The 14,287-nt window shown below is 67.0% G+C and carries 11 protein-coding genes; 9 read left to right on the plus strand and 2 right to left on the minus strand.

From position 1 onward, the window contains the following. Nucleotides 1–55: 55 nt before the first annotated feature. Entirely contained in the window at nucleotides 56–1,378 is a 1,323-nt protein-coding gene (gene miaB / locus DDE13_RS07410) for a tRNA (N6-isopentenyl adenosine(37)-C2)-methylthiotransferase MiaB (RefSeq protein WP_235868630.1), read from the minus strand. Nucleotides 1,379–1,505: 127 nt separating this feature from the next. Between miaB and DDE13_RS07415 the strand changes: the two genes are divergently transcribed. Continuing rightward, the gene (locus DDE13_RS07415; RefSeq protein ID WP_162630903.1) at nucleotides 1,506–2,072 is read left to right on the plus strand and encodes a hypothetical protein; all 567 of its coding nucleotides are present in this window, start codon (nucleotides 1,506–1,508) and stop codon (nucleotides 2,070–2,072) included. Nucleotides 2,073–2,078: 6 nt separating this feature from the next. Here DDE13_RS07415 and irrA read toward each other — a convergent pair whose 3' ends face one another. After that, nucleotides 2,079–2,501: an iron response transcriptional regulator IrrA gene (gene irrA, locus DDE13_RS07420; RefSeq protein WP_111403046.1), complete on the minus strand. Its 423-nt coding sequence runs from the start codon at nucleotides 2,499–2,501 to the stop codon at nucleotides 2,079–2,081. A gap of 185 nt (nucleotides 2,502–2,686) precedes the next feature. On the opposite strand from irrA, the gene fabA reads away from it, so the two are divergent. The 8 genes from fabA (at nucleotide 2,687) to DDE13_RS07460 (ending at nucleotide 14,160) form a co-directional block, all read left to right on the plus strand. Further along, nucleotides 2,687–3,199, plus strand: coding sequence for a bifunctional 3-hydroxydecanoyl-ACP dehydratase/trans-2-decenoyl-ACP isomerase (gene fabA / locus DDE13_RS07425; protein WP_111402999.1), 513 nt, complete (start codon nucleotides 2,687–2,689; stop codon nucleotides 3,197–3,199). 42 nt (nucleotides 3,200–3,241) lie between these two features. Continuing rightward, nucleotides 3,242–4,468, plus strand: coding sequence for a beta-ketoacyl-ACP synthase I (fabB, locus tag DDE13_RS07430; RefSeq protein ID WP_111403001.1), 1,227 nt, complete (start codon nucleotides 3,242–3,244; stop codon nucleotides 4,466–4,468). Nucleotides 4,469–4,472: 4 nt separating this feature from the next. Next, entirely contained in the window at nucleotides 4,473–5,261 is a 789-nt protein-coding gene (locus tag DDE13_RS07435; RefSeq protein ID WP_111403003.1) for an enoyl-ACP reductase FabI, read from the plus strand. Between the two features lie 85 nt (nucleotides 5,262–5,346). Further along, nucleotides 5,347–6,012: a hypothetical protein gene (locus DDE13_RS07440; RefSeq protein WP_111403005.1), complete on the plus strand. Its 666-nt coding sequence runs from the start codon at nucleotides 5,347–5,349 to the stop codon at nucleotides 6,010–6,012. 167 nt (nucleotides 6,013–6,179) lie between these two features. Continuing rightward, nucleotides 6,180–9,533: a transglutaminase family protein gene (locus DDE13_RS07445; protein WP_111403007.1), complete on the plus strand. Its 3,354-nt coding sequence runs from the start codon at nucleotides 6,180–6,182 to the stop codon at nucleotides 9,531–9,533. A 4-nt stretch (nucleotides 9,534–9,537) separates the two neighbouring features. After that, entirely contained in the window at nucleotides 9,538–11,952 is a 2,415-nt protein-coding gene (locus DDE13_RS07450; RefSeq protein WP_111403009.1) for a circularly permuted type 2 ATP-grasp protein, read from the plus strand. A gap of 9 nt (nucleotides 11,953–11,961) precedes the next feature. Continuing rightward, nucleotides 11,962–12,870 carry a transglutaminase family protein gene (locus DDE13_RS07455; RefSeq protein ID WP_111403011.1) on the plus strand — a complete coding sequence of 303 codons (909 nt, stop codon included), beginning with the start codon at nucleotides 11,962–11,964 and terminating at the stop codon, nucleotides 12,868–12,870. A gap of 294 nt (nucleotides 12,871–13,164) precedes the next feature. After that, on the plus strand, nucleotides 13,165–14,160 hold the full coding sequence (locus DDE13_RS07460; RefSeq protein ID WP_222626049.1) for an isopenicillin N synthase family dioxygenase: 996 nt from the start codon (nucleotides 13,165–13,167) through the stop codon (nucleotides 14,158–14,160). Nucleotides 14,161–14,287 lie beyond the last annotated feature (127 nt).

The raw sequence follows: 14,287 nt of genomic DNA on the forward strand, positions 1-14,287 counted from the left end.
CAAGCGGTACGGGCGAAATGTCATCGCAGCGACACCTAGCCCGGCAGTTCCCTGCCTAGCCGGTCAGCACCTCGCCGCGCAGCGAATGGGGGGCCGTGCCCGCGATCCGCACGGGCACGACCTTCCCGATCAGGCTTTCGGGGCCGTCCGCGTGGACGGCGTGCAGATGTTCGGACTTGCCCACCACCTGCCCCGGCAAACGCCCAGGCTTTTCGAACAGCACGGTCGTATCGCGCCCGACCATCGCCGCCTGCGCCGCCGCCTGCTGCTCGGCCAGCAGTGCCTGAAGCCGGGCGAGCCGGTCGTCCGCCACCTCCGACGGAACGGGATCGCGGTCGGCGGCAGGCGTGCCGGGACGGGCGGAATACTTGAAGGAATAGGACTGCCCGTAACCGACGGCGCGCACCAGCGACAGGGTGTCCTCGAAATCGGAGTCCGTCTCGCCGGGGAAGCCTACGATGAAATCGCCCGACAGCAGCAGATCGGGCCGCGCGGCGCGCAGCCGTTCGATCAGGCGCAGATACTGTTCCGCCGTGTGCTTGCGGTTCATGGCCTTCAGGATACGGTCGGACCCCGACTGCACCGGCAGGTGCAGGTAAGGCATCAGCTTGGCGCAATCGCCGTGGGCGGCGATGAGGTCGTCTTCCATGTCGTTGGGATGCGAGGTCGTGAACCGGATGCGTTCCAGCCCGTCGATGGCCGCGAGTTCCCGGATCAGCCGCGCCAGCCCCCAGTCGCGCCCGTCCGGGCCTTCCCCGTGATAGGCGTTGACGTTCTGTCCCAGCAGGGTGATCTCGACGACGCCGCGGTCCACCAGATCGCGCGCTTCGTCCAGCACGCGCGCGACCGGGCGGCTGACCTCCGCCCCGCGGGTATAAGGCACGACGCAAAAGGCACAGAACTTGTCGCAGCCTTCCTGCACGGTCAGGAACGCGCAGGGGGCGCGCCGGGCCTTGGGGCGGGCGGCGAGGTGGTCGAACTTGTCCTCGGCGGGGAAATCGGTGTCCAGCGCCTTGGCGCCGCTGCGCGCGCGGGCATCCAGCTCCGGCAGGCGGTGATAGCTTTGCGGGCCGACCACGATGTCCACCAGCGGCTGGCGGCGCTGGATCTCGGCCCCTTCGGCCTGTGCGACGCAGCCCGCCACGCCGATCTTCAGGTCGGGGTTTGCGGCCTTCAGCGGTTTCAGGCGGCCGAGTTCCGAATAGACCTTTTCCGCCGCCTTCTCACGGATGTGGCAGGTATTGAGCAGGATCATGTCCGCATCGTCGGCACGGTCGGTGACGGTATACCCCGACGGCGCCAGCGCCTCGGCCATGCGTTCGCTGTCATAGACATTCATCTGACAGCCATAGGTCTTGATATAGAGTTTGCGTGCCATGGGCTTGCGCATACACGCCCCGCGTAGGCTTGCAAAGTCCCGCCCCACGGGCCTGCGGAAAGTGCTTGCCGAACAACCCGTCATCTCGTGATAGTGGTAGATGCCCGGAAAAGGCGGCGGGTTCATCATGACACAGCTCACCACGCAGAAGATCGTTCAGACCTTCAAGGATTTCAGCGCCGAGGTCGGGCGCGGGTCCATGCACGTGTTCGACCGGGTGTATGACAATCCCATCACGCGGCAGAAATACGATGCCGCACTCGAATCCGGCGAATACACCGGGGCCTTGTGGAACGAACTCAACAAGACGTCGGGGTCCAACTACGAGTCGCGCGGAACGCTGCGAAAGGACGAGGATTTTACCTACAAGCCGTCCACGGATTACTACCTTGTGAAGACGTTCAAGGACGAACAGGCTGGCCGCAAGCTGCATCTGAGGTTTGAGAACAGCAGCGACGCGATCCGGGATTTCCATCTGACCGACGAGTTGGGGCTGACGCGGATCAATTCGTCGCAAGGCTACCAGTATGACATGCGCGGCCATCTCTTCTTCAGGATCGAAGCGGGAATGGTCAAGTTCATGAAAATCGGCGGACCGCATGGATCGCCGAACAAGCAGAACTCAGATGCGCGCATGTTCTCCTACGTGACGGATGTCACCGCGATGATCCTGCTGTGGATGTACCTGATCTGAGCCACATCACGTGCGGCGCAGGCGGATCACCACGTCGACCTTGGCGATCTCGGCCCCGTCGGGCGGGGTCGGCAAGCGCCGGATATCAAGCTCGCTTGCAGGCGCATCGGTCAGGTCTGCCGTATCTTCCCAGAAAAAATGGGGGTGATCGTCGGTGCGCGTGTCGAAATAGGATCGGGTGCCGTCCACGGTGACTTCCTGCATCAGCCCTGCATCGCAGAATGCCCGCAGCGTGTTGTAGACCGTGGCGAGAGCCACCTTCTCACCGCTCTTCACCACTTCGGCATACAGGCTTTCCGCGGTGACGTGGCGGTTCTGCCCGTCGCCCACCAGAAGTTCCGCCAGAAGCGCGCGCTGCCGCGTCGGGCGCAGCCCGGCACGGTTGAGCCATTCGGCCGCGTGGTCCGCGCCCGCGCCAGGTGCCGTCATGTCGGTGCCGTCATGCGAAGTCATGCCATGTATATAGGTGCCCCGGGGCGGTAATTTCAAACGAAATCGGGTCGCAGGGCCGTGACGCACCCATCCCCGGCCCTTGGTGGGCTGCCCTTGCCAGCGGTCCGACACGGGTGCTAATGGAACGGCCACGCAAGGAAACCCCGGGGGGACAGGTCCGTATGGGCGAGTATCCGACGCATTTCGACAAGGACGGGCTCCTGGCCTGCGCGCGGGGCGAATTGTTCGGCCCCGGCAACGCCCAGTTGCCCGAACCGCCCATGCTGATGATGGACCGCATCACCGACGTGTCAGGCGATGGCGGGCTGCACGGCAAGGGCCATGTGCGCGCCGAACTGGATATCACCCCGGACCTTTGGTTCTTCCCCTGCCATTTTCCCGGCAACCCGGTGATGCCCGGCTGCCTTATGCTGGACGGGCTGTGGCAGCTGACCGGGTTCAACCTCGGCTGGCGCGGCTGGCAGGGACAGGGTTTCGCGCTGGGTGCGGGCGAGGTGAAGCTGTCGGGCATGATCCGCCCCGACCGGACGCTGGTGACCTACGAGGTTGATTTCACCCGCGTCATCGACCGCAAGCTGAAGATGGGCGTGGCCGACGGGCGCGTGCTGGCGGATGGCGAGCTTGTTTGCGCCGTGACCGGCATGAAGGTCGGCCTCGCCGCCGCCGAAACCTGACCACCCGCCCTACGCGCACGACGGAACACGAGGGAGAGCAGCATGCGCCGCGTCGTCATCACCGGGCTCGGGATCGTATCCCCCATCGGCAACAATGCCGACGAAGTCCGCGACAGCCTGTATCACGGTCGCTCGGGCATTCGCGCCGAGCCGGTCTACGCGGAGAACGGCTTTCGCAGCCAGATCGCGGGCATCCCGCAGATCGACCTGACCGAGGCCGTGGACAAGCGCAACCTGCGCTTCATGGGGCCGACCGCGGCCTATGCCTTCCTTGCGATGCAGCAGGCCATCGCCGACAGCGGGCTGGACGACAGCGATGTCAGCAACGAACGCACAGGGCTGGTCGCCGGGTCCGGCGGGCCGTCCACATCGAACTTCTTCACCGCGCATAACATCGTCAAGGACAAGGGCGCGCCGAAGCGCATGGGGCCGTTCATGGTCACGCGCTGCATGTCGTCCACCGTATCCGCCTGCCTTGCGACGCCCTTTGCCATCAAGGGCGTGAACTATTCGATCACCTCCGCCTGTTCGACCTCCGCCCATTGCATCGGCAACGGCGCCGAACTGATCCAGATGGGCAAGCAGGACATCATCTTCGCCGGCGGCGGCGAGGAAGTGGACTGGACGCTGTCGTGCCTCTTCGACGCGATGGGCGCGATGTCGTCCAAGTATAACGACACGCCGGAAACAGCCTCCCGCCCCTTCGACGCCACGCGCGACGGGTTCGTCATCGGCGGCGGCGGCGGCATGGTCGTGCTCGAGGAACTGGAACACGCCAGGGCGCGCGGTGCGAAGATCTATGCCGAGGTAACGGGCTACGGCGCCACGTCCGACGGCTATGACATGGTGGCCCCGTCGGGCGAGGGCGGCGAGCGGTCCATGCGGCAGGCGCTGGCCACCATCGGCGACCGCAAGGTCGATTACATCAACGCCCACGGCACATCGACGCAAGCCGGCGACGTGACCGAGGTGGAGGCCGTGCGCCGCGTCTTCGGCCGTGGCTCCACCCCTCCCATCGCGTCCACCAAGTCGCTGACGGGCCACAGCCTGGGTGCCACGGGCGTGCACGAGGCGATCTACAGCCTGCTGATGATGGAGGGCGGGTTCATCTCGGCCTCCGCCAACGTCACCGAACTCGACCCCGCCATCGACGCGGGCGAGATCGTCACCGAACGCCGCGACGGCGTCACGCTCGACACCGTCCTGTCCAACAGCTTCGGCTTTGGCGGCACCAATGCCACGCTCGTCCTGAGCCGATACCACGGATAGACACATGCCGGACCTGATGAAGGGCAAGCGCGGGCTTGTCATGGGCGTCGCCAACGACCGTTCCATCGCCTGGGGGATCGCCCGCGCCATGGCCGCCGAAGGGGCGGAGCTTGCCTTTACCCATCAGGGCGAGGCCTTCGGAAAGCGGCTCGCCCCGCTGGCGGACAGCGTCGGGTCCGATATCCTGCTGGATGTGGACGTGACCGACGACGCGTCGCTCGACGCCGCCTTCGCGGGGCTGGCCGACCGCTGGGACCGGCTGGATTTCCTCGTCCACGCCATCGCCTATTCCGACAAGTCCGAACTGACGGGCCGGTTCATCAACACGAGCCGCGCCAACTTCCTCAACTCGCTCAACATCTCGTGCTATTCGCTGATCGAGGTGGCGCGCCGCGCGCGGCCCTTCATGACCGAGGGCGGCACGATCCTGACCCTGACCTACCAGGGGTCGAACAAGGTCACGCCGTTCTACAACGTGATGGGCGTGGCCAAGGCCGGGCTGGAATCGGCGGTGCGGTATCTGGCCAACGACCTTGGCCCCGAAGGCATCCGCGTCAACGCGGTCTCGCCGGGGCCGATGAAGACGCTGGCGGGGGCGGCCATCGGCGGGGCGCGCAAGACCTTCAAGCAGACCGAAGCGAACGCACCCCTGCGCGCCAACGCCACGCTGGAGGCCGTGGGCGGCACCGCCGTCTACCTCGCGTCGGATTACGGCGCCTGCACCACGGGCGAGATCATCCACGTGGACGGCGGCTATCACGTGCTCGGCATGTCGCAGAGCGAGAACATCTGACCGTGTTCCGGGCCGCAGCATGACGCGGCAGGCGGGCGCGCCCAGTGTGCCGACACGCGCAAGCTAGCCGAAGGACCACGCCACGATGGAGAGCACGCCGGAGAACAAGAGCAGCGAGACGTCTCACGTTTGGGTCGGCAGTCCCGGTAGTGACTCCTCCCTGCTGTTTGGATTCACCTGTGCGCTCGCCGACAAGGACAATGATGCGCTCGTGGCAAATATCAGGGCGTTCAAGCGCGGTATCATCCTCGAGGAAGGCGCGCTGCCTGCGACTATGTGGATCGATGAGCAGCGTGCCGAGTACGATCGCCGTACCTTACCCCACCTCTTGAGCGCGGCCGGCTTTCTTGCCGTCTCCGACGCCTTCGCCGAGGTGCTTTCCGGCTTCGATCTGGGGCGCACGCAGCTCCGGCCGGTCGCGCTTCTCAAGAGCGATCGCAAGACTCCTTTCTCGGGGACATACTTCTTTCTCAATATCGGCGAGGTGCACAAGCATTTCGCACCGGAGTACTCGACGCGCTTTATGCCCATGCCAAAGTCGCGGTCCTCCTACATTGCGGGCGTGAGCCCAGATCTGCGCGACGGCGACATCTCGGTTGCTCCGGGCGCATTGACTGGCCCTGATCTCTGGCACGACGACACGCTGAGCGGTTCGCTCTTTCTGTCCGATCGTCTCGTCACGGCGCTCCGCGCCGCCAAGCTGACCCGCCGCCTCCCGCTCGCCCGCTGCCCCGTCGTCAATACGACCTGAAACACCGCGCCGATCCGCACGGGCGGCTGCGGCCCGCCAATCCGTTGCCCGGATCATGGGCATCCTGCCCGCATCCCGGCGGCGCGCGCGTCGGGTTCGTGATTGCCGCGTTGCCTTTGACGGCGCCACGACGCAGGCTGCGACCGAGGCAGCCAGAAAGAGACCCGATGTCGATCACGGCCAGTATCTATCACCTGACGCATTACCGCTATGACCGCCCGGTCATGCTGGGGCCCCAGATCATCCGGCTGCGCCCCGCCGCCCATTCGCGCACGCGGGTGATTTCCCATTCGCTCAAGGTGTCGCCCGGCCCCTATTTCGAGAACCACCAGCAGGACCCCTATGGCAACTGGCTGGCGCGCTACGTGTTTCCCGAACCCGTGCGCGAGTTCAAGATCGAGGTGGACCTCGTGGCCGACATGTCGGTCTACAACCCGTTCGATTTCTTCGTCGAGGAGATGGCCGAGGAATTTCCCTTCGAATACCCCGAGGACCTCGACCCGGACCTGTCGATCTATCGCAAACCGGAGCCGGCGGGGCCGCATCTGCGCGCCTTTCTTGCGTCCATCCCCCGCACACCGGAACGGACCATCGATTTTCTCGTGAATCTCAACGCGCGGGTGTCACGCGAGGTGGGATATGTCATCCGCATGGAGCCCGGCGTGCAGACGCCCGAAGAGACGTTCGAGACCGGCAAGGGATCGTGCCGGGATTCGAGCTGGCTTCTGGTGCAGACGCTGCGGCACCTCGGCCTCGCAGCGCGGTTCGTGTCGGGGTATCTCATCCAGCTGAAACCGGACCTGAAGGCGCTGGACGGCCCGTCGGGGACGGAGGTCGATTTCACCGACCTGCACGCGTGGTGCGAGGTTTACCTGCCCGGTGCGGGGTGGATCGGGCTCGACCCCACATCGGGGCTGCTGACGGGCGAGAGCCACATTCCGCTGGCCGCCACGCCCCATTACCGCAACGCGGCCCCGATCAGCGGCGGCTTCACCGCCGACGGCCAGCCCGAGGTCGATTTCGATTTCGACATGCGGGTCCATCGCACCGCCGAGCATCCACGCATCACCAAACCGTTTTCCGACGACGCATGGGCCGCTTTGAACAAGCTGGGTCATGATGTCGATAAACGGCTGGAGGCGGGCGACGTGCGCCTGACCATGGGCGGCGAGCCGACCTTCGTGTCCATCGACGATTTCGAATCCCCCGAATGGAACAGCGACGCCGTGGGCCCCACCAAGCGCGTTCTGGCCGACAAGCTGATCCGCCGCCTGCGCGACCGCTTCGCGCCCGGCGGGTTCCTGCATTACGGACAGGGCAAGTGGTATCCGGGCGAGACCCTGCCGCGCTGGACCTTCTCGCTCTACTGGCGCGAGGACGGCCAGCCGATCTGGCAGAACCCGGACCTCGTGGCCGAGGAAGACAGCAACCACGACGTCGGCCCCGCGCAGGCGGCGGAGTTGATGGCGCGCATGGCGGACACGCTGGGCGTGCCGCAGGACAACATCCTGCCCGCCTTCGAGGACCCCGCCGAATGGATGCTGCGCGAAGGCAACCTGCCCGAGAACGTGACGCCCGAGAATTCGAAGCTGAAGGACCCGGAAGAACGCGCCCGCATCGCGCGGGTGTTCGAACGGGGCCTGACCGAACCCGCGGGGTATGCCCTGCCGGTGCAGAAATGGCAGGCGAAATCCACCTCGGGCTGGCGGTCGGAACGCTGGAAACTGCGCCGGAAATACCTGTTCCTCGTGCCCGGCGACAGCCCGGTCGGCTATCGCCTGCCACTGAACAGCCTGCCGTATATCGCGCCGGTGGCCTATCCCTACACCTATCCCGCGGACCCGTCCGAGCCGCGTGGCCCCCTGCCCGACCCGAAGACCATCGACCGCAGCGGCGACGGGCCCGACGGACACGCGCAGCCGCGGGCCAGCTTCACGCCCGACACGGCCCAGCAGGCGGGCGGGCAACGCCAGCCCGCACCGGCGAGCGAACTGGAAGGCCCCGTCCGGACCGCGCTTTCGGTGGAACCGCGCGCGGGGCGGCTGTGCGTGTTCATGCCGCCGGTGGAACGGATCGAGGATTATCTCGAGCTGGTGGAGGCCGCGGAAACCGCCGCCGCCGCCATGAAACTGCCTGTGCATATCGAAGGCTACGCGCCGCCCCACGATCCGCGCATGAGCGTGATCCGCGTGGCGCCCGATCCCGGCGTGCTGGAAATCAACATCCATCCCGCGAAGAACTGGAAGGAGTGCGTCGTCACGACCGAGGCGGTCTATGAAGAAGCCCGCCAGTGCCGCCTTGGTGCGGACAAGTTCATGATCGACGGACGGCACACCGGCACGGGCGGCGGCAACCATGTCGTCGTCGGCGGGGCCACGCCGCTCGACAGCCCGTTTCTGCGCCGGCCCGACCTGCTGAAGAGCCTGATCCTGTTCTGGCAGCGGCACCCGTCGCTCAGCTACCTCTTCTCCGGCATCTTCGTCGGGCCGACCAGCCAGGCGCCGCGGATCGACGAAGCCCGGCTCGACAGTCTTTACGAGCTGGAAATCGCGCTCGACCAGATCCATGCTCCCACGCAGGGCACGCCGCCGCTGCCGTGGCTGGTGGACCGGCTGTTGCGCAACATCCTGATCGACGTGACCGGCAACACGCACCGCGCCGAGATCTGCATCGACAAGCTCTATTCCCCCGACGGCCCGACCGGGCGGCTGGGGCTGGTGGAATTCCGCGGCTTCGAGATGCCGCCAGACCCGCGCATGAGCCTTGCCCAGCAGGTGCTGCTGCGGGCGATCATCGCGCGGCTTTGGGAGAACCCGTTGTCCGGTGCGCCGACCCGCTGGGGCACGGCGCTGCATGACCGGTTCATGCTGCCCCACTACGTCTGGGAGGATTTCGAGGACGTGCTGCGCGACCTGCGCGAACACGGCTTCAACGTAGAACCCGACTGGTTCAAGGCGCAGGCCGAATTCCGCTTCCCCTTCTGCGGCGAGATCGAGGCCGAGGGCGTGCAGCTGGAAATCCGGCAGGCGATGGAGCCGTGGCACGTGCTGGGCGAAACCGGGGCCATCGGCGGCACCGTGCGTTATACCGACAGTTCCGTCGAACGCATCCAGGCGCGGCTGACCGCCGCGGACCCGGACCGCTATGTCGTGACCTGCAACCGCCGGCGCCTGCCCATGAAGCCCACGCGCATGAACGGCGTGTCGGTGGGGGCCGTGCGCTACAAGGCATGGCAGCCGCCCATGGCGCTGCACCCGGTGCTGCCGGTGGATGCGCCGCTGGTGTTCGACATCTACGACACGTGGTCGGGCAAGGCGCTGGCGGGCTGCACCTATCACGTGGCGCACCCCGGCGGGCGGGCCTATGACACCTTCCCGGTCAACGGCAACGAGGCCGAGGCGCGGCGCCTGTCGCGGTTCCAGTCCCATGGCCATTCGCCCGGCGCTTATGTGCCGCCGTCCGAAATGCCGCATCCGGAATTTCCGCTGACGCTGGACCTGCGCCGCCGGTCCGGGCTCTGAACCGATGCCCGAACGGGAACGGATGCGGGACGAAGGTCATGACCGGCTGTTGCGCGGCTACCGCGCGACGGCCGGGAAGGCCGACGAACTGGTCTTTCCCGATGGCAGCCTGCGCCCGGTCTGGCGCGGCCTGATCGACCATCTGGCAAGGCTGACCCCGCCCGAGGTCGAGATGCGCTTCGCCCGCGGCGACCGCTACCTGCGCGATGCAGGCGTGTTCTATCGCAAGTACGACACGACCGGCCCGGCAGAACGGGACTGGCCGCTGGCGCATGTGCCGGTGATGATCGACCGCGACGAATGGGCCGGGATCGCGTCGGCCCTGCGCCAGCGCGCGGATCTGCTGGAACGGGTGGTGGCCGACCTTTATGGCCCCAACCGGCTGGTTGCCGATGGGCACCTGCCCGCATCGCTGGTCGCACAGAACGCAGGCTGGCTGCGGCCTCTTGTCGGTGTCACACCGCCGGACGGACATTTCCTGCATGTCATCGCCTTCGAGATCGGGCGCGGACCGGACGGCAAGTGGTGGGTGCTGGGCGACCGGACGGAGGCGCCCTCGGGCGCGGGTTTTGCACTGGAAAACCGCACCGCTACTGCACGGATCTTCCCCGAATTCTTCGGGGGTCCGCGGATCGAGCGGCTTGCCGGGTTCTTCCGCGCCTTTCAACAGGCGCTGGAGACCGCGCCGGACGGACACGACACGCCTGGGCGCATCGCGATCCTGACACCGGGGCCGATGAATGACGGGTATTTCGAACACACCTTCATCGCGCGGCATCTGGGCTTGCTGCTGACCGAGGGTGAGGATCTGGTGGTGCGCGGCGGCCGCGTGCTGGTGCGCACCGTGGACGGGTTGCAGCCCGTGTCGGTGCTGTGGCGGCGGCTGGATGCCACCAGTTGCGACCCGATCGAGCTTGACCACAGGAGCCAGCTGGGCACGCCGGGGCTGATCGATGCGCTGCGGCAGGGCGGTGTGCGCATGGTCAACGCGCCGGGCACGGGCATCCTCGAAACCCGCGCCTTCCTGTCTTTCCTGCCGCGCATCTGCCGGGCGCTGACGGGCGGACCGCTGGACATGCCCAACATCGCCACGTGGTGGTGCGGCCAGAAGCGTGAGCGCGAGCATGTGCTGGCGCAGCGTGCGCGCATGATGATCGGGCCCGCGTTTTCCACCCGCCTGCCGTTCGACGCCGCCGACGGCACGGCCCTCGCGGGCGGCACCGACCGCGAGGGGCTGGAACGCCGCCTTGCCATGCAGGGTCGCGATCTTGTCGGGCAGGAGGCCGTGACGCTGTCCACCACGCCCGTCTGGGCCGATGGCCAGCTTGTCGCGCGCCCCCTTGCGCTGCGGGTTTTCATGGCGCGCACGCCCGATGGCTGGCAGGCCATGCCCGGCGGTTACGCGCGCATCGGCAGCGACGCAGATACCGCGGCCATCGCGATGCAGCAGGGCGGCAAGGTGGCCGATGTGTGGATCGTGGGCGACAGCGACCGTCCCTCCACGCCCGTCGCCGCGCGGCCCGCCACACGCACCCATCGGCAGGAGCCGGACGCACTCCCCAGCCGGTCGGCGGACAACCTGTTCTGGCTTGGGCGCTATGTCGAGCGGGCGGAAACCGCGATGCGGCTCTTCCGGGCCTATCACGACCGGCGCGGCAGCGGACTGCCGCCTGACATGCCGCTGATGGCCGAGCTTCAACGGCTGCTCGTGCCAGCCCCGCCCGGTCCCGCGCCGGTGCCCGATCCGGCACGGATGGCCCGCGCCTTCGACATGCCGCTGGAGGCGGCGCTGACCTGTGCGGGCCGGGTACGCGACCGGTTTTCCGTGGACGGGATGGTGGCACTTCAGGACCTGGTGAAGGCGGCCCGGAAGATGCGGGAAGAGACGATCCCGATGGAAGATATCCCGCGCAAGGTCAGCGTGCTCCTGCGCAAGATCACCGGGTTTTCCGGACTGGTGCACGAGAACATGTACCGCTCCACCGGCTGGCGGTTCCTCAGCCTCGGGCTGTCGCTCGAACGGGCGGCGCAGACTGCGGCACTTCTGGCCGACCTGGCGCGGGACGACGCGCCGGACGGGGCGCTCGACCTGATGCTGGAACTGGGCGACAGCGCCATGGCGCACCGCACGCGCTATGCCGGGGCGGCGACGCCGGTCAGCGTTGCCGACCTTATGGCGCTCGACGGTTCGAACCCGCGCGCGATCCTGTACCATCTCGACCGGGCAAAGGTGCAGATCGACCACCTGCCGCGCGCGACCGAGCAGGGTCGGCTTGGCCCCGTCGCCCGGCTTGCGTTGCAGTTGCACACGCGCCTGCGCGTGGAAACGGGCGAGACGCTGACCCCGGCCAAGCTGGACGGGATGCGCAGCGGTCTGTGGCGGCTGTCGGACCTGATGTCCGACATCTACCTGCGTTAGGGGCTGGCCATGCGCTTCGACATACGGCTTCGCATCACCCACGACTATCCCGGCGCGGCGGGCACCGGGCGGCACCGTATCCGCGTCATGCCCGCCGACCTGCCGGGCCGACAGCGCCTGCTGCAACGGCATCTGCTGGTGACGCCCGCCCCGTCCGAGACCGGCACGCTGGCGGATTTCTTCGGCAATGCCGCGACGCTGGTGGTGCATGACGCACCCCACGAACAGATGACCATCGCCATGCGCGCGCAGGTCGAGGTGATCGAGCGCTCGGGCGATCTCGACGTGTCGGCGGCGCTGCCCGATCTGCCCGCCGAGATCGACGCGCTGCACACGCTGGCACCCGATGCTCCGCATCACTTCCTCGGCCCCTCGCCCCGGGTGCCCGCCGATGACGGGATGGCTGCCTATGCCGCAGCACTGGCCGGTCCGCGCATGACCGCCCGCGGCACGGTGGAAGCGGTGGGCCGGGCGCTCCATGGCCACATGACCTTCGATCCGCGCGCGACCACTGTGGACACGCCCGCCGCGACCGCCTTCGCCGCGCGGCGCGGGGTGTGCCAGGACTTCACCCATATCATGATCGCCTGCCTGCGCAGCCTGGGCATCCCCGCGGGCTATGTCAGCGGCTACCTGCGCACCGAACCGCCCGCCGGCCAGCCCCGTCTGGAAGGCGCGGACGCCATGCATGCCTGGGTGCGGGCGTGGTGCGGCAGCGATACGGGCTGGGTGGAATACGATCCCACGAACGCGGTCTTCCCCGGACAGGATCACATCGTGGTCGCCGTGGGGCGGGATTACGACGACATCGCGCCGGTGCAAGGCATCCTGCGCACCTCCGGCCCCAACCTGATGAGCCAGGCGGTAGACGTGATTCCCGTCCTTCCGTCGCCCGCGCAGGGCGCGGTCCCCGGCTGATCCTTCACGCAACGCCCGCGACGCGTCAGCGACCGTTGCCGATCGCTTGAATAATGGGCACGCACCGCGGTCTACGGGCCGCAGCCACGGTGTGGCTTTCTGCGCGCGCCCCGTCATGGCACTGTGATTGTGTCGGTAAGCGCGGCATCCGCTTGTTCCTCCCTTGTCGGGTGTCGCGCTTGTCCGGCGCGATCGGGGCCTTCGGGTCCTTTCGGAGTAGAAGCAGTCAGGCGGTGCCCGATGCGGCACCGTCGGGTCATTGCTCCAGCCTCATCATCGGATGGAGACTGCAGAATGACACTTCAGGAACTTGGCCGGGAATCCCGTATCGGCGGCATGGGCCGCGAACGCGCACGCGACGTGGCACTGATCGACCTGTCGGATTTCGACACCCGCCGGGACGAGATCGCCGATCAGCTTTGGGATGCGGCAACCGGTCTGGGGCTGTTCCAGCTGACAGGTCACGGAATCCCGCTGGACCAGATCGAAGAGGCGTTCGCGCTGTCCGCCGCGTTCTTCGACCTGCCCGAAACGGACAAGGCCGCGCTGCCCCTGAAACCCGGCACCAACGCGGGCTGGGAATTCAAGAGCCAGGTGCGCCCCTCCACCGGCACGCCAGACCAGAAGGAAAGTTACCAGATCACGCGTCCGCGCATGGACGGGCTCTGGCCTGATGACGCGCGACTGCCCGGCTTTCGCGACAGGATGCTGGCCTTCGAGCGCGCCAACTGGGCGGTCGCGATGAGGGTGCTGTCATGCTTCGCACTCAAGCTGGGCTGGGATGCCGAATTCTTCACGCGCCACCACGACCCGGACAGCCCCGAATACCAGTCCACGCTGCGGCTGATCCACTACCTGCCCATGACCGATGCCAAGCCCGCGGATTTCGAAGGCTGGCGCGCCGGGGCGCATACGGATTTCGACTGCCTGACGCTGCTGCACCAGAAGACCGGGCAAGGCGGCCTGCAGGTCTGCCCGGGTGCGGAGGCCGAGGGTGGTGACTGGACCAGCGTGGAACCGGTCACCGGGACCATCACCTGCAATATCGGCGACATGCTGATGCGCTGGTCGGATGACCGACTCCTGTCCAACCCGCATCGGGTGCGGATGCCCCGGCCCGACGAATATCTCGGGCCGCGCTATTCGATCCCGTTCTTCGCGCAGGCCAATCGCGACGCGGTGCTGCAGGGGCCAGCGGCGAAGTATCCCGCCATCACCGCCGCGGATTACATCCAGTCCCGGCTGTCGGCGAATTTCGCGGCCATCAAGGCGCAACCGCAAGGCGTGTGACGGGGCGGCGGCGTGTCATGGTGGACACATCCTTTCCGGATTCCCCCACTTTGGTAACCATTGTGCGAATTCTGTATGGATTTTGTAATTATATTAGTTTGTCATGGTGGCAGAGCAAAGGAGTTCC

It is taken from the genome of Meridianimarinicoccus zhengii (assembly GCF_003254465.1).
Lineage (GTDB): Bacteria > Pseudomonadota > Alphaproteobacteria > Rhodobacterales > Rhodobacteraceae > Meridianimarinicoccus > Meridianimarinicoccus zhengii.